The 14,637-nt window shown below is 70.6% G+C and carries 14 protein-coding genes and 2 pseudogenes; 11 read left to right on the forward strand and 5 right to left on the reverse strand.

The features are described from left to right. Positions 1 to 77: 77 nt before the first annotated feature. Genes WMK75_RS11765 through WMK75_RS11795 form a run of 7 tightly spaced genes read left to right on the forward strand, consistent with a single transcriptional unit; the run spans position 78 to position 6,399 of the window. Positions 78 to 341: an acyl carrier protein gene (locus WMK75_RS11765; RefSeq protein WP_347267865.1), complete on the forward strand. Its 264-nt coding sequence runs from the start codon at positions 78 to 80 to the stop codon at positions 339 to 341. Then, on the forward strand, positions 338 to 1,690 hold the full coding sequence (locus WMK75_RS11770) for an AMP-binding protein (RefSeq protein WP_347267866.1): 1,353 nt from the start codon (positions 338 to 340) through the stop codon (positions 1,688 to 1,690). Before WMK75_RS11765 ends, WMK75_RS11770 begins: the two co-directional genes overlap by 4 nt. Then, positions 1,687 to 2,409 (forward strand): SDR family oxidoreductase, encoded by a 723-nt coding sequence (locus WMK75_RS11775; protein WP_347267867.1) that lies wholly within the window; start codon positions 1,687 to 1,689, stop codon positions 2,407 to 2,409. Before WMK75_RS11770 ends, WMK75_RS11775 begins: the two co-directional genes overlap by 4 nt. After that, complete coding sequence (locus WMK75_RS11780; RefSeq protein WP_347267868.1) at positions 2,409 to 3,497, forward strand: hypothetical protein; 1,089 nt, start codon at positions 2,409 to 2,411, stop codon at positions 3,495 to 3,497. The genes WMK75_RS11775 and WMK75_RS11780 overlap by 1 nt, the downstream gene beginning before the upstream one ends. Further along, positions 3,494 to 4,435: a hypothetical protein gene (locus WMK75_RS11785; RefSeq protein WP_347267869.1), complete on the forward strand. Its 942-nt coding sequence runs from the start codon at positions 3,494 to 3,496 to the stop codon at positions 4,433 to 4,435. Before WMK75_RS11780 ends, WMK75_RS11785 begins: the two co-directional genes overlap by 4 nt. A 22-nt stretch (positions 4,436 to 4,457) precedes the next feature. Then, positions 4,458 to 5,438, forward strand: a complete 981-nt coding sequence (locus WMK75_RS11790; RefSeq protein WP_347267870.1) for a Gfo/Idh/MocA family oxidoreductase — start codon at positions 4,458 to 4,460, stop codon at positions 5,436 to 5,438. Between the two features lie 22 nt (positions 5,439 to 5,460). Further along, positions 5,461 to 6,399 (forward strand): SGNH/GDSL hydrolase family protein, encoded by a 939-nt coding sequence (locus WMK75_RS11795; RefSeq protein WP_347267871.1) that lies wholly within the window; start codon positions 5,461 to 5,463, stop codon positions 6,397 to 6,399. A gap of 20 nt (positions 6,400 to 6,419) precedes the next feature. Here the strand turns inward: WMK75_RS11795 and WMK75_RS11800 are convergent, their stop codons facing one another. From WMK75_RS11800 to WMK75_RS11810, 3 genes are all read right to left on the reverse strand, one after another. After that, positions 6,420 to 9,062, reverse strand: a complete 2,643-nt coding sequence (locus tag WMK75_RS11800; protein ID WP_347267872.1) for a hypothetical protein — start codon at positions 9,060 to 9,062, stop codon at positions 6,420 to 6,422. Positions 9,063 to 9,164: 102 nt separating this feature from the next. Beyond that, positions 9,165 to 10,028: a hypothetical protein gene (locus WMK75_RS11805; protein WP_347267873.1), complete on the reverse strand. Its 864-nt coding sequence runs from the start codon at positions 10,026 to 10,028 to the stop codon at positions 9,165 to 9,167. 81 nt (positions 10,029 to 10,109) lie between these two features. Then, entirely contained in the window at positions 10,110 to 11,324 is a 1,215-nt protein-coding gene (locus WMK75_RS11810; RefSeq protein ID WP_347267874.1) for a hypothetical protein, read from the reverse strand. Positions 11,325 to 11,423: 99 nt separating this feature from the next. Between WMK75_RS11810 and WMK75_RS11815 the strand changes: the two genes are divergently transcribed. After that, positions 11,424 to 12,365, forward strand: coding sequence for a polysaccharide deacetylase family protein (locus WMK75_RS11815; protein WP_347267875.1), 942 nt, complete (start codon positions 11,424 to 11,426; stop codon positions 12,363 to 12,365). Beyond that, positions 12,349 to 13,431, forward strand: coding sequence for a hypothetical protein (locus WMK75_RS11820; protein WP_347267876.1), 1,083 nt, complete (start codon positions 12,349 to 12,351; stop codon positions 13,429 to 13,431). The genes WMK75_RS11815 and WMK75_RS11820 overlap by 17 nt, the downstream gene beginning before the upstream one ends. Here the strand turns inward: WMK75_RS11820 and WMK75_RS11825 are convergent. Together WMK75_RS11825 and WMK75_RS11830 are read right to left on the reverse strand one after the other, a co-directional pair. After that, the gene (locus WMK75_RS11825) at positions 13,428 to 13,562 is read right to left on the reverse strand and encodes an AraC family transcriptional regulator (RefSeq protein ID WP_347267877.1); all 135 of its coding nucleotides are present in this window, start codon (positions 13,560 to 13,562) and stop codon (positions 13,428 to 13,430) included. The genes WMK75_RS11820 and WMK75_RS11825 overlap by 4 nt on opposite strands. Continuing rightward, positions 13,546 to 13,719, reverse strand: a complete 174-nt coding sequence (locus WMK75_RS11830) for a hypothetical protein (protein ID WP_347267878.1) — start codon at positions 13,717 to 13,719, stop codon at positions 13,546 to 13,548. The genes WMK75_RS11825 and WMK75_RS11830 overlap by 17 nt, the downstream gene beginning before the upstream one ends. Before the next feature lie 135 nt (positions 13,720 to 13,854). Between WMK75_RS11830 and WMK75_RS11835 the strand changes: the two are divergent. Next, positions 13,855 to 14,135: pseudogene (locus WMK75_RS11835) on the forward strand (transposase); the annotation flags it as partial. A gap of 84 nt (positions 14,136 to 14,219) precedes the next feature. Beyond that, positions 14,220 to 14,637 (forward strand): annotated as a pseudogene (locus WMK75_RS11840) (hypothetical protein); the annotation flags it as partial.

Below are 14,637 nucleotides of genomic sequence, written 5' to 3' on the forward strand. Positions count from 1 at the left end.
GGCTGCGACATTGACCTTGCCCCGGCACCATGCTAGCGCCGCGGGTCAGGTTTCACGCGGAAATTGGAATGGTTCAGATGGCACAGACGGCACTTGAGGCCCGCATCCGGCAGGTATTCGCCGAGGTGTTTTCGTCCCAGCACGAGGGCGCGCCGGCGCCGGCGCTGGCCGATGCCACGGTGCTGCTGGACACCGGGCTGGATTCGCTGGGCTTCGCCATCCTCGTCACCCGGCTCGAGGAAGATCTGGGCTACGATCCCTTCAGCCTGGCGACCGAGGCCTATTATCCCGCGACTTTCCGCGACTTCGTCGATTTCTACGCGGCGCACCAGCCGGCATGACCCTGCTTGGGCATCTTCGGCTTGCCGATCCGGCGCGGCTGGCGCTGGCGACGGAAGATGCGCGGCTGAGCTATGGCGAGCTGACCGCCCGCGCCGGGGCATTGCGCGAGGCGCTGGCCGGGCTCCGGGGCGCGCGGCTGTTTCTGAACCTGGCCGATCCGATGGCTGCGGTGCTGGCGCTTGCGGCGCTGGACGGGCTGGCCGGGGCGCTGGTGCTGTCCTCGCCCGCGCTGGATGCCGAAGATGTGACCGTGCTGGCGGCGCAGGCCGGGGCGGATGCGATCCTGTCGGAGCGCGCAGACCTGGGCACGGATCTGCCGGTGCTGGCCGATGCCGCGACCCTGGCCGGGCTGGCGCTGCCCCGGCGCGACATCGCGCGCAGCGACTGGGTGATGACCACCTCGGGCACCACCGGGCAGCCGAAACTGGTCGCGCATGGGCTGGAAAGCCTGACCCGCACCACCCGCCGCGACCAGGACCGCGGCCGCGGCCAGGTCTGGGGCCTGCTTTACGACTATTCGCGCTTTGCCGGGCTGCAGGTGCTGCTGCAGGGCCTGTTGTCGGGCGCGGCGCTGGCGCTGCCCGCGGTCAGCCTGCCGCTGGAGGCGCGGCTGGCCTTCCTGGTCCGCGCCGGGGTCACGCATCTGTCCGCGACGCCGACGCTGTGGCGCAAGATGCTGATGACCCCCGGCAGCGAGGCTCTGGCGCTGGCCCAGATCACGCTGGGGGGCGAGATCGCCGATGATGCCGTGCTGGCGGCGCTGGCGCGGCGCTGGCCCGCGGCGCGCATCAGCCATGTCTTCGCCTCGACCGAGGCCGGGGTGGGATTTTCCGTCACCGACGGACGCGCGGGATTCCCCGGGACCTATCTGGACGCGCCGCCGCAGGGCATCGGCCTGCGCGTGACCGAGGGGCGGCTGTTCATCCGCAACGATCTGGTGGGGCCGGACTATCTGGGCGGGCAGGGCGCGCTGGCACAGGGCGGCTGGGTCGATACCGGCGATGCGGTGCGTGTCGTGGGCGGGCGCGTGCTGTTTCAAGGCCGCAGCAATGGCGTGATCAATGTCGGCGGCGACAAGGTGCATCCCGAAGAGGTCGAGGCCGCGATCCTAGCCCATCCCGGGGTCGGGATGGCGCGCGTCTATGGGCGACGCAATCCCATCGTCGGCGCGCTGGTCGCCGCCGACATCCTGCCCGCGGCGGGGATCAGCGATCCCAAGGCGCTGCAGGCAGAGCTGAAATCCTTTCTGGCCGGGCGGCTGGCGCGTCATCAGGTGCCGGCGCTGATCCGCATGGTCGACAGTTTCGAGACCAATGCCGCCGGCAAGCTGACAAGAGGCAAGGAATGAAGAACGTCATCGTCACCGGCGCGACGCGCGGCCTTGGGCTGGCGATCTGCGCCCGGCTGCTTGCCGATCCCGGCTACAAGGTCATCGCCATCGGCCGCTCGCCCTCGGAAGGGTTTCAGGCGCTGGCCGAAACTCAGCCCGCGCGCCTGGCCTTCCGCCCCTTCGATCTGGCCGAGCTTGAGGGCATCCCGGCGCTGGTGCAGGGCATCACCCGCGAAATCGGCCCGCTTTACGGGCTGGTCAACAATGCGGCGCTGGGGCTTGACGGCCTTCTGGCGACGCAGCACGCCTCGGAAATCGCCCGGGCGCTGCGCGTCAATCTGGAATCGCCGATCCTGCTGACGAAATACGCCTGCCGCAGCATGCTGACCCGCGGCGAGGGGCGCATCGTCAATATCTCGTCGATCATCGCCTCGACCGGGTTCAACGGGCTGTCGGTCTATGCCGCGACCAAGGCCGGACTCGAGGGCTTTACCCGCTCGCTCTCGCGCGAGCTGGGGCGGGCGCGGATCACCGTGAATTGCGTGGCGCCGGGCTATATGGAAACCGACATGACCGCCGGGTTGCAGGGCGACAAGCTGGGCTCGATCCGGCGGCGCGCGCCCTTGGGCCTGCCGCGCCCCGAGGATGTCGCCGGCGCCGTCGCCTATCTGCTGTCGCCCGAGGCGTCGATGGCCACCGGTTCGGTGATCACCGTCGATGGCGGAAGCACCGCCTGATGGGGCTGATCCGCACCCGGCTGGCCGAGGCGGGCGACCGCGCGGCACTGATCGCCTTCATCCGCGACCATTGGGCGGCGCGGCATGTCTTCGTCACCGCGCCCGAGGTCTTTGACTGGCAATACCTGCAGGCCGACGGCCGCATCAACATGATGCTGGCCGAGGATCTGGCCGCAGATGGCAGCGCCACGGTGCTGGGCGTGCTGGGCTTCATCCCCATGGGTCGGTTCGATCCGGCGCTGGGCGACGCTGACATCATGCTGGCCCTGTGGAAGGTGCGCGAGGATCTGGCGCCGCCGGGTCTGGGGCTGCGGCTGCTGAAGGCGATCCAGAGCCAGCTGAAGCCGCGCCTGATCGGCGCCATCGGCATTTCCGACATGGTGGGGCCGATCTACCGGGCGCTCGGCTACCGGCTGGACCGGCTGGCGCAGGCAGCGGTGCTGAACCCCGGGGCGCGGGGCCGCACCCGGCTGGCGCAGGGCGTGGCGGAGGCCGACTTCGACGCCGGTCCGGCCAGGACGGCGCTGAAACTGCGCCCGCTCGACCCCGCGCACGACGCCGGAGCGCTGGTGGCGTTGACCGCCGGCGGCTGCCCGCGGAAATCCGCCGCCTATCTGCGCCAACGCTTTGCCGACCACCCCTGGTATGATTATCAGCTGCAGCTGGTGGTGCGCGACGGCCGGGCCGAGACCCTGCTGGTCTGGCGCGCGGTCGAGGCCGAGGGCGCGCGCATCCTGCGCATCGTCGACATGATCGGCGCCCCGGACTGGCTGCGCGAGGCCGCCCCCCTGCTGCGCCCCGCCCTGGCGGCGGCGGATGCCGAATATATCGACATCATGGCCTGCGGACTGCCGGTCGACGACCTGCGCGCCGGCGGCTTTGCCAGCCCGGACTGGTGCGCGGGGCTGGTGCTGCCCAATTACTTCGCGCCGTTCGAGGCGAGAAACATCAATATCGCGCTGGCCTGGAAACGCTTCGACGGCGCATCCGGAGCGGACGGGCTGCGACTGTTTCGCGCCGATTCCGACCAGGACCGGCCGAACGGCCCGCCCCCGCGCCGCGCCGCCTCACAGGAGAGCATCGCATGAAGCGCATCTGGCTGATCGGCTGCGGCAATATCGGCTTTCGCCATCTGCAGGCGATGCTGGCCATGTCCGGGCCCGCGGAGATCACCGTGATCGAGCCGGCCCTGGCGCTGCATCCGCGCGTCAATGCCGAACTGGCGCTGCCGCGCGCCGTCCCGCATCGCGTCACGCTGCGCGACAGCCTGCCCGAACAGGGCGGCGCCGATCTGGCGGTGGTCGCCACCTCGGCGCCACCGCGCGCGGGCATCGTGCGCGCGCTGACCACGGGCCGCGCCGCGCCGCGCGCGGTGATCCTTGAAAAGGTGCTGGCCCAGACCGGGGCGGAACTGGACGCCATCGCCGCCGATCTGGCCGCGGCGGGTGTCGTCGCGCATGTAAACTGCCCGCGCCGCTATTTCCCCGGCTATCAGGCGCTGCGCACGCGGCTGGCGGATCAGGCGCCGCTGTCGGTCCTGGCCGAGGGGGCGCAGTTCGGCCTTGGCTCGAACGCGGTGCATTTCCTTGACCTGCTGGAATATCTGAACACCAGCCCGCTGACCGGGGTTGATGCCAGGGGCCTGCTGCCGGGGGGGCAGCCCTCGAAACGCGAGGGGTTCCAGGAAATCCACGGCACGCTGGCGGCGCGGCTGGAAAACGGCGCCGCGCTCCGCGTCACCTGCGCCGACCGCGAGCCGCCCGCGCTGGCGATCAGCGCCACCACCGCAGAGGGTGCGCGCTGGCATATCGACGAGGCGCAGGGCAGACTGACCGGCCCCGACGGCACGACCGAGCCGTTTCAGACCCGGTTCGTGTCGCAGACGCCGGAAATCTATGCCGATGCGCTGGCCGGGCGCTGCGCGTTGACGCCGCTGGCCGACAGTATCCGCCAGCACCGCGCCTTTCTGGCGTGCCTGCGGCAGCATTTCGGCCTGGCGGCCGGGCAGGCCGTTCCGGTCAGCTGAAACAGCAGGAAAGGGGATCAGCATGGCCGGGGAACGCATCCTTCTGGTCGGCGCCGGCAAGATGGCGCTGGAATACGCCCGCGCGCTGGGCCATCTCGGCATCGAGGCGATCGTCATGGGCCGGGGCGAGGCCTCGGCGCGCGACTATCACGGCGCAACCCGGGTGATGCCGGGCACCGGCCCGCTTGCGGCGCAGCTGGCGCGCCTGCAAGGGCAGATGCCCGAGGCCGCCATCGTCGCGGTGAACGCCATGCATCTGGCCGAGGTGACGGCGGAACTGGTCGCGGCGGGCGTGCGGTGCCTGCTGGTCGAAAAGCCCGGCGCGCTGGATCTGGCGGAAATGGACCGGCTGCAGGCCGCGGTGCGGGCCAGCGGCGCCAAGGTGTATCTGGGCTACAACCGCCGCTTCATGGCCTCGGCCCTGCGCGCGCGCCAGATCATCGCCGAGGACGGCGGCGTCTTGTCGGTCAAGTTCGACTTTTCCGAACCGGCGCGGCGCATCGCCACCTTGGCCAAGCCGCAGCGGGAACTGGACACCTGGATCTATGGCAACTCCTCGCATGTGCTGGATCTGGCGCTGCATTTCTTCGGCCTGCCCGCGCGGCTCGAGGCGCAGGTCGCGGGGGCGGGGCTGGTCGGCTGGCATCCGGCGGCCAGCGTCTTTTCCGGCAGCGCCGTGGGGGAAAGCGGTGCGCTGATGACCTGGCACGCGAACTGGGCCGCGCCGGGGCGCTGGGGGCTTGAGGTGATGACCCCCGAGCGGCGGTTGATCATGCAGCCGCTGGAACAGCTGCGCGTGCAGTCCCATGCGGGCTTTGCCGAGGAACCCGAGGATCTGGACCTGACCGAGGACCAGGCCGCCAAGCCCGGGCTGTTGCGCCAGATCCGCGCCTTTCTGCGGGGCGAGGATGCCGGGTTGCTGCCAAGCCTTGATGAACAGGCGCGCAACATGCCTATCTACGAGGTGATCCGGACCGGCGGTTGCTGGCGGGCCGGAGACTGAACAGGTAACGCAAGGGGGGCGCATGGCAGGCAAGCTTGAGGCCGGGAAGGCCGCGCAGATCGCCGACGCGATGGACCGGGCCGAGGCCCTGATGGCCGAGGGCAACCCGCGTTCGGGCGTTCGGGCCTTTGCCCTTGCCCGGGCGCTGGTGGTGGATCTGCCCGGCAAGGCAGTGATCGCCCGGATCGCCGCCGCCAATGAGCGCGCCTATCACGCCGAGCGCGAGCGCCACCGCAAGGCCATCGCCGCGCGCCGGCCAAGCGGTCGCGGGCTGGTGATCTTCGGCTCGTCCCTGGGGCTGCCGCGTCCGGTCGGGCTGCTGGCCAAACCGCTCGAGGACCGGGTCTATCCCGAGCTTATCGCCGACGCTCTCGAGGATCGGGCGATCACCAGCATCTGCCAGCGCTACTACACATCCGACAATGTGCTGGACGAGCTGACGGCCGATCCGGGCCTGGGCGGCGAGGGCGCCGACATCGTGATCCAGGTCGGGCTGAACGACTGCGCCAACCGGATGTTTCTGGAAAACGAACGCCTGGCGCTGGACCTGCTGCCCGAGGACCTGTCCAAGCGCGTGGTCGGCTTTGCGCAGCGCCATCGCCGCGCCATCCTGCTGGACCTGCCGGCGCGCCATTATGTCCCGCCCGAGCGGTTCTCGGCCAATCTGGACACGATCCTGACCATGCTGGCGCGGCGCGGCGCGCGGCGGGTGATCCTGGCCACCACCATCCTGCCGCCGGCGCGGTTCTGGCCGGCGACCCCGGGGGTCAACCTGAACTTCGCCGATTACAACATCCGCAAGATGCAGGCGGCGGCGCGCCATGGCGCGATGCTTCTGGACATGGACCGCCTGGTCTGGCAAGCGCAGCACCTTGACGCGCTCTTGCCCGACGGCATGCACCTGGCCAGCGAGGGCCACCGCATCTTTGCCCGCGAGGTGCTGGCGCTGCTTGCGACCTGACCCCGCTTCCAGAACCCGGCTCAGACCGCGAAGGTCGGGTGCGGCGGGTCGAGGAACAGATGCGCCGGCACCCCGGATGCCGGGCGGATCTCCGGCGCGGCCAGGATCTCGGTGACGAAGCGGCGCAGCCGCGCGTCCGGACCTTCGGCGAATTGCGGCTCGGCGGCCAGGAATTCGGCATAGGCGCGCGCCGCCGCGGCATCATTGCCCAGCCTGGCCTGCAGCGCCTGGCGCAGCCCGGCGGCGTCATGGACCAGCGGCGCGCGCGCGATCTCGTGCTGGTCGACCGGATAGACGGCATCGCCCACGGTCACGCAGACCACCGGCCGGCCCAGCACCGCCGCATCCAGCGCCGCGGCGCTATAGCCGGTCAGCACCGCGTCCGAGGCCTCGATCAGCAGATCGGGGCGCAGGGTGACCAGCTGCACCCGCTCGTCGGCCTGCATCTGCCGCGCCACGGCCCGATATTGCGCGATGCGCGATGGCGTCTCCTCGGGGTGGGGCTTCAGCATCACCTGCAGATCAAGCTGGCCCGCCACCGCAAGCACCATTCGCCAGACCTGCGCCACATGCGTCCAGGCCGAGGGCTGGCAGAAAAAGCTGACCACGCCGCCGGGCCGGGTCGGGAAATCATGCCCCAGCGCCGCGGCGATCTCGGCCCGCGCCAGGGCGGGGGGGCGCGCCGGGCGGGCGATGATGCGCGGCGTGCCGATGACGCGCGTGCGCCCGGGCGGCATGGCAAAGCCCCGTTCGGCATCGGTGCGGAACTGCCCCGAGATCACCCCGTAGTAGTCCGCCGCCACCTTGGCATAGCGGCTGTAATTGGCGTTCAGCCCATGCGCCTCAAGCGCAAGGGTCGGCACGGCGTGGCGGCGAGCGGTGGCGGCGAATTGCGACACGCCGGCCGTGCGCACCGCCGACAGCGCCACCAGCCCGGGCAGAGTGCCGGCCCCGGCCATGCGCTGGAACCAGGCCTCCAGCACCAGCCCGTGCATGACCTGGGCCTGGATGATGTTCGTGGCCAGCCGGGCCGGGGCGCAGGCGATGCTATGGGCCACGCGGTCCTGCGGGCCGCGGCGCTGGCAGAACAGGTTCAGCTGGCCCTGCATCCAGCGTGCGAAGGTGCTGGGGCCGGGGGAATACTCGCGCCGCAGTAGGTGAAAGGGGGTGGCGCCGGTGGCGAGGCCGGTCTGGGTCAACTCGCGCTGGATCTCGGCGGCGCCACCGCCGCAGACCGCCAGCGCGGTCGGAAATTCACGCGCCAGCGCCGCGCTGTAGCGCGCGGTCGAAAGGTCATAGGCGGAACTGCCGGCGGTGGCCAGCAGCACCGAGCCTGCCCCCCCGGCCGCGACGGGCTGCGCCGGCAGCTCCCCGGCCCAGGCCGCGGCGGCGCGCAGCAGCGGCGCGGCCAGCACCGATGGCGCCGGCAGCCAGGCCTCGGGCATGAGGGCCGGGCGCGGCCCGGTCAGGATCGCCGGCAGCAATGCGGCGAAGGCCGATCTCTGCGCGACGCTGCGCGCCAGCGAGATCAGCTCGACCCGGGGATCGGCGGTCAGGCCCGGCACGCCGGCCAGCGTCAGCACATAGCCCGAGCCCGCGGCATGGTTACGCGTCGCGATCACCACATGGTCGAAGCCGGGGTCTGCCAGCAGTTCCTCGATGGCGCGCAGCCGCAGCATCTGAAAGAACAGGTAATCGGCGATGGCCAGTTCGACATGGGCCAGATCGCCCGCCGGCACCAGGCCGGGGACCGCACCGACCAGCGCCGCCAGTTCGATGGCGGCATCGCGGGTCTGGACATGCGCCTCGGTATATTGCGCCGAAAAGCGCGTGATGCGCGAGCGGATGTGCTCGACGACGATCTCGCCCACCCCGGGCAGCGCCTGGAAATCCGCGAAGGCCGCCTTGCCGAAGGTATCGTCAAGCCCCAGCAGCGTCACCTGTTCGGCGCCGCGCAGCAGCGGCAGGAATATCTCGGGGTCGTCGAAATTCTCGGCGATGACCAGGCGGTGGCGCCTGGCGCCGCGCAGCCCGCTGTGGCGCAACCCGCGCAGGATCGGGTCGATGTCGCCCGCCGCCGCCGCAGGGCGCTGGCCAAAGCTTTCGACGAATTGCCCGAAGCCATCGGACAGCGCCGCCGGCATGCGCGCGCGCGCCTGCGCCAGCGCCGCGTCATCGCCGGTCATCGCCGTCGCGACCAGAAAGCCCGCGGCATGCTCGCTCCCCGCGGCGATGCATTCGGCCAATGCGGGCTGGGGCGCGGTGCGTTCGGCCGCCAGCGCTGCCGCCATGGCCGCATGCGACAGCGGATGCTGGGCGAGAAAGGCCAGCGTCAGCCCGTCCGGCGGCGCCTGCAGGCCGATGGCGGTGAAATTCGCCATCTCCTCTGGCCGGTCCTGCGCCAGCATGCGCAGCCGCGCCTCGACCGCCGGCCAGCCGCGGCGCCGGGCCGGGCCGGACCAGAAGGCGCGATGCGCGGCCTCGATGCCGCGCCGGCGCTCGACGCGGAGCAACTGGCGCTGCTCGCGCGCCGCCTTCAGCCGCTGCACCCGGCCGGTGATCCCGGGGCCAAGCCGGCGCTTGATCGCCTCGCGGCGCTGATGCGGGGTCATTCCCCGCAGCTGCCGCAGGATCAGGAACAGCCGTTCGGCACGTGCAAGCATGGGTCTGGTTCATCCTTCAGGCGGCCGGCTGGGCGCGCGTCGCGGGCGCGGTATAATACGCCGCGGCCGGCGGCGCCATCCTTGCGATACGCGCCCGGGATCTCAGCCGCCGGTCGTCCGGGCCAAATAGGCGTCATAGGCGGCGCGCAGCGGGCTGGCGGCCGGCGCCGCGACGTCGTCGCCCCAGTCAAGGAAGAAACCCGGCTCGGCCCCGGTGCCGAAGCGCTGCTGGATGTCGTGAAACAGCGGGCGATAATCCTCGCGGATCCTCGCCGCCTCCTCGGGGCTGAGGATGGTGCTGCGCGCGGCGGCGATCACGGCATGGGGCGCGGTGGCCAGCAATTCGTCGATCTGCGCCTGCCCGAGATTGAACACCTGCCGCAGCAACCCCGCCATCAGCATGACATCGGCCGGGGGCGAGACATTGCTGGCGGCCCCGTCCCGGTCGCCGGCGCCGCACCCGGGCACCGGCAGGCCGCTGCGCGCCAGAAAATCGGCGATGATGTCGCCGCCTTGCATCTGCGCGCGCTCATAGGGGGCGACGACCAGGCGGCTTTCGCCAAACAGCCCGGCGAACAGTTCCAGCCGGTCGCGGAACGCCTGGCTGCCGGTCGCGGGCGAGGCCAGAAAGCGCGACACGTCGGGCGCACCCAGGCCATGCTTCAGCCCCTGCTTGAACCAGGCCTCGAGGAAATGGTCGGGCCGGCGGCAATAGACGATCACCGTCACATCGAAATCGGCCAGCAGTCCGGCGATGCGCTGCGTGTCGCTGCGCGGCGAGCCGGCGAAATGCCACAGCCCCTCATCCGAGATCACCAGGTTCTGATCCGCGGCCAGACCGGCGATCCGCGCCTCGATGCGCGGCGCGGCGCGCAGCGGCCAGCCCGGATAGATCCAGCCCTGTCCGGCCAGCCAGGGCGAGTGCCGGTCCAGCCAGGCCTGGATCGAGGTGGTGGCCGTCTTCATCGTGCCCACATGCAGCACACATCTGCGCTTTCCGCTCATCGGACCCCCGTTCGACGCCGCTGCCCCCTTGCTGTCATGAAGTCAGCGGCCATGCAACCGCGCCGACACGCGCGCGGCCAGGCGCCTTTCGGTGGCGCGGATCAGGCTTTCGTAGCGGCGGTTGCCAAAGCCGAAGATGGTCGAGGTCGCCGCCGGGTCGTGCCCGGCCAGAAAGGGCAGGGTGGTGACCACCCGCAGGCCCGGCAGCCGCGACAGCCAGACATCTACCGTATCCTCCTCGGGGCGTCCGCCGCCCGGGGTCCATGCCGCCAGACGCTCAAGCGCGCGGCGGTTGTAGATGTTGCAGACCATGCCGATGGCATAGTCCAGATGCACGAAGCGCAGCCCGTCCCGGTCCTCGACGCGGTGGATGCGGCAGGTCTCGGGCAGGTCGGTGACCAGCCCCGAGAACAGGTCCCATTCCGTCTGCGCCAGATAGGTCTCGATGCCGGCCAGATGCCGGTGGAACTGAGCGCGCGGCTGCATGTCGTCTTCGCAGACGGTCAAGGGCACCGCACCCTGCGCCAGCGCCGCGCGGGCGATGGAGGCATAGCTCCAGCCGCAGCCCTGCCAGCCCGGCTGCATGCGGATGGCGTCGAGGATCGCGAAATCCTCCAGCCCGAGGCGCAGGAAGGCGCGGCGCCGGTCGCCGCTTTCCGGCAGGCCAAGGCAGAGCCGCGCCTGCGGCGCCAGCCGGCGCAGGGCGGGATACAGCGTGGCCTCGACGGCATCGGGGCGCAGGCAGCCGGCGGCGATCAGCCAGCGCGCCAGCCCGGCCGCCATGTCGCGCAGCGCGTCCCCGGCCGGGGCGGGCAGGACCATGACCCGGCCCTCGCCAAGGCCGGCGGCGCGAAACGCCGGCACGCAGTCGGGTGCCGGCACCAGCACCGCGGCGCAGCCCGGCAGGCCGCGCGCCGCCGCGCCATCGGCCAGGAAGGCCGCCGCCGCGGCACGGTCGGGAAACAGCGCGATGTCGCCCGGGCGCAGCACCGGGCCCCCGGGTGCGACATGGGGCGCGACATGGATGGTCGGGGCGTCCCCGTCCCTGTCCACGGCCAGTGCGTCCTCGCCCAGCAGCAGCACCAGCGCGGATGCGGCCAGATCGCGCAGCGCGCCGCTGCCCGGCAGCCGGAACGGCGGCGCCAGTTGCGGCGTCATCGCTTCGGCCGGGTCCATGCGCTTGCGGTGGCGCAGGCGGGCGATCAGCCCGCCGGGTCCCTCGCGCCGAAGCGTCCGGACGATCTTGTGCAGAACCATGTATCACGTCCAGTTGCGTCGGCAGGTCGGGGATACACTATCGCCCCGCCGCCCGCTATAAGCCCGTCACGGGCGAGTTCAACCGGAACCAAGGCAGCCATGACCCAGGATCTGACCATCGTGATGTATCACTATGTCCGGGATTTCGCCCGAACCCGGTTTCCGGGCATCCGCGGCCTGGATCTGGCGGGGTTTCGCCGCCAGCTTGACCATCTTGAACTGCGCCACCGCATCGTCACCATGCCCGAGGTGCTGGCGGCGCTGCGCGGGGATCAGCCCTTGCCGCCCTGCGCGGCGCTGCTGACCTTCGACGACGGCTATGCCGAGCATTTCGACCTGGTGTTTCCGGAACTGCACAAGCGCCGGCTGTCTGGCTGCTTCTATGCGCCGGTGGCGCCGGTGCGCGACAACCGGCTGCTGGATGTGAACCGCATCCATTTCATCCTGGCAGCGACCCTCGGCCGCCCGCAAGAGGTCTCGGCGCTGCTTGACGCGGCGGTGCGTGCGGCGCAGGGCAGCCACGGGCTGGCCGATGTCGCGGCCTATCGCGCGGAGTGGGCGGTGGCGAACCGTTTCGACGATGCGGAAACCATCTACATCAAGCGCATGCTGCAGACGGTGCTGCCGCCGGACCTGCGCCACGCCATCGCGCGCGACCTGTTTGCGCGCTTCGTCACCGGCGACGAGGCCGCCTTTGCCGCCGAGCTTTACCTGACCGAGGACCAGGCGCGGCTGATGCAGTCCTGCGGCATGTCCTTTGGCGCGCATGGGGCCGAGCATGTCTGGCTGAACCGCATCCCGCCCGAGGAGCAGGCGCAGGAAATCGACGCCTCGCTGGATTTCCTGCGCGCCATCGGCGTCCCGGTCGAGCGGGAATGGGTGATGTGCTATCCCTATGGCGGCTGGGACGAGGGGCTGCTCGGGCTGCTGCGGGACCGCGGCTGCAGCGCCGGGCTGACCACCGAGGTGGCGGTGGCGCAGATCGGCCGCCACGATCCCCTGCGCCTGCCGCGGTTGGACACGAATGACTTTCCGCAGTGACGCCCAGGGTGGCTGGGACGCGGCGCCGGACCTCTATCTGCCCTCGAATGCGCTGACGCTCTTGACGGCGCTGGCCTCGGCGCTGGCGGGCGGGCACCCGGCCGAAATGGTCTACCTGGAGGATGGCGCGCCGCTGCCCGGGGCGCTGGAGGCGGGCATTCGTCGCCGATTCCCCGAAATCGCCTTCTCGGTGCGCTCGGACCGGGCGGCGATCGCGGAATTTGCCAATCTTCCGGCAATGTTTCCGGAAATCCTGCGGCGCAATCTGGCGCTGTCGCGCGGGCGTCCGTGCCGGCCCGCCGCGCGCCCGCCATCTTGGCTGGGGGTGCGCTATCGCACGGCCCATATCTATCTTTCCGGCAATTTCGTCTCCAAGACCCTGCGCCGGCGCTGCCAGACCATCGTGCTGCGCGAGGAGGGGCTGGCGAATTACCACACCTTGCGCTTTGGCCCCGGCAGGGCGCTGCTGCGGCTTCTGAGCGGGCGCTCGCCGCGGCGCCACATCATGGGCGAGGAGCCCTGGATCGACCGCATCGAGTTGGATCACCCCGAATCCCTGCCGCCGGCGTTGCGGGCCAAGGCGGGCAGGCTCAGCTTTCCCGACCTGCTGGACCGGCTGCCGCCGGTTGTGGCACGCGACCTGGCGGCGCTGTTCTGGCCGGGGCAGGGGCCGGGCAATATCGGCCGCGCGGCGCTGATCCTGACCCAGCCGATCGAGCAGACCGGCTTTTGCTCGGCTTCGGAAAAGGCCGCGATCTATGCCGGAATCGAGACGCGCCTGCGCCGCGCCGGCTACGCCGTGGTCATCAAGCGCCATCCGCGCGAGACCGCCGGGAACGAGGCCGGGCATCTGGTCATCCCGGCCTTTTTCCCGATCGAGGCCTGGCCCTGGCTGGTCGAGCAGAAATTCGAACTGGCGGTCGGGCTGTGCACGGCGGCGCTGGACCGCACGGGCGGGCTGTTCAGCAAGCGGCAGCTGCAGCTGGTCGATCCGGGGCCCTTCGGTCGGCGCGACCTCACGGGCTGGCGCGAGCGGCTCGAGGCCTTCTGCGCCGGGCAGGGCTAGGCCAGCGCCGCCGCCCGCCATTGCCCCGGCGCAATGCCCATCGCGGCCCTGAAGCTGCGGGTGAAATGGCTTTGGCTGTCAAAGTCGCAGGCCATGGCTACTTGCAGCAGCGGCTCATGCGCGGCGATCATCGCGCAGGCGCGCTGGGGCGACACGCTGCAACTGGCGCGGAAGCTGCGCTGCAGGTGAAACCCGTTCGGCCTCGCCAGATCGCGCGCGCAGATCCAACTCGGCAAGCAGCCAGTCGGCATCGAAGGTCTTGTCGGCCAGAAGCGCGTCGAATGCCACGTCCTCGAGCAGGTTAGCGTCCGAGAGTGTGGTGGAATTTCGCGCCGCGTTGGCGGTGTAGACTGGGGTGGCCCTCGAGGGTGGTCGGTCATGGTGGAGTTGCGAGCTTCAACCACGAACCAGACGGAGACCCCGATGACCGAGACCACCATGCCGCTGATCGAACTGCTGCAGAATCACGATGACGGCGATTTCCTGCGCGCCGTGACGGAGGGTGCGCTGCAGATGCTCAAGGAGCACGATGTCGAGGGCCTGATCGGCGGCGGCCGCTACGAGCGTGGCGAGGGCCGGCAGACCTGGCGCAACGGCTATCGCGACCGCGAGTTCAGGACCCGGCTCGGGGCGCTGAACCCGGCTGGGTGCCGAAGCTGCGGCAGGGCTCCTGTTTCCCGGGCTTTCTCGAGCCGCGCCGGACAGAGGTGGCCGGGGAAATCTGAACAGCCGGGATAAGTGGATTTTCCGCGCAACGGCGGCATGATGCTGCGAGCGAGGAGAAGACCATGGCAAGACGACCGCGCCGGAACCACAGCCCGGCATTCAAGGCGAAAGTGGCGGTCGCCGCAATCAAGGGCGAGAAGACCCTGATCGAGCTGGCGCAGGATTTCGACGCTCATCCGGACCAGATCAAGCAGTGGCGCGACCAGCTTCTTGAGGGCGCGACCGGGGTGTTCGGCGAAGCCCCGAAGGCCGATCCGGAACCGTCCATCGACGTGAAGACCCTGCATGCGAAGATCGGAGAGCTGACGCTGGAGAACGATTTTTTGGCCGGCGCGCCCAGGCCAAGGCGGGTCTGTTGGCGAGTGCAAGAAAATGATCGATCCCACCGCCAGGCTGAGCGTCAGCCGCCGGGAGTGTCTGAAACTCTGTGTATCTGAGCGGGCCCATGCGGTTTCAGATACGGTCAGGCGTCGAAACGCC

The sequence above is a fragment of the Paracoccus sp. (in: a-proteobacteria) genome (genome assembly GCF_039808215.1).
Lineage (GTDB): Bacteria > Pseudomonadota > Alphaproteobacteria > Rhodobacterales > Rhodobacteraceae > Paracoccus.

Bases quoted from the DNA above. Each gene is read 5' to 3' on its own strand.
- WMK75_RS11775 (WP_347267867.1), top strand. From the start codon at position 1,687: ATGAAGAACGTCATCGTCACCGGCGCGACGCGCGGCCTTGGGCTGGCG.
- WMK75_RS11805 (WP_347267873.1), bottom strand. From the start codon at position 10,028: ATGAAGACGGCCACCACCTCGATCCAGGCCTGGCTGGACCGGCACTCG.
- WMK75_RS11795 (WP_347267871.1), top strand. From the start codon at position 5,461: ATGGCAGGCAAGCTTGAGGCCGGGAAGGCCGCGCAGATCGCCGACGCG.
- WMK75_RS11820 (WP_347267876.1), top strand. From the start codon at position 12,349: ATGACTTTCCGCAGTGACGCCCAGGGTGGCTGGGACGCGGCGCCGGAC.
- WMK75_RS11785 (WP_347267869.1), top strand. From the start codon at position 3,494: ATGAAGCGCATCTGGCTGATCGGCTGCGGCAATATCGGCTTTCGCCAT.
- WMK75_RS11825 (WP_347267877.1), bottom strand. From the start codon at position 13,562: ATGATCGCCGCGCATGAGCCGCTGCTGCAAGTAGCCATGGCCTGCGAC.
- WMK75_RS11800 (WP_347267872.1), bottom strand. From the start codon at position 9,062: ATGCTTGCACGTGCCGAACGGCTGTTCCTGATCCTGCGGCAGCTGCGG.
- WMK75_RS11765 (WP_347267865.1), top strand. From the start codon at position 78: ATGGCACAGACGGCACTTGAGGCCCGCATCCGGCAGGTATTCGCCGAG.
- WMK75_RS11790 (WP_347267870.1), top strand. From the start codon at position 4,458: ATGGCCGGGGAACGCATCCTTCTGGTCGGCGCCGGCAAGATGGCGCTG.
- WMK75_RS11810 (WP_347267874.1), bottom strand. From the start codon at position 11,324: ATGGTTCTGCACAAGATCGTCCGGACGCTTCGGCGCGAGGGACCCGGC.
- WMK75_RS11770 (WP_347267866.1), top strand. From the start codon at position 338: ATGACCCTGCTTGGGCATCTTCGGCTTGCCGATCCGGCGCGGCTGGCG.
- WMK75_RS11815 (WP_347267875.1), top strand. From the start codon at position 11,424: ATGACCCAGGATCTGACCATCGTGATGTATCACTATGTCCGGGATTTC.
- WMK75_RS11780 (WP_347267868.1), top strand. From the start codon at position 2,409: ATGGGGCTGATCCGCACCCGGCTGGCCGAGGCGGGCGACCGCGCGGCA.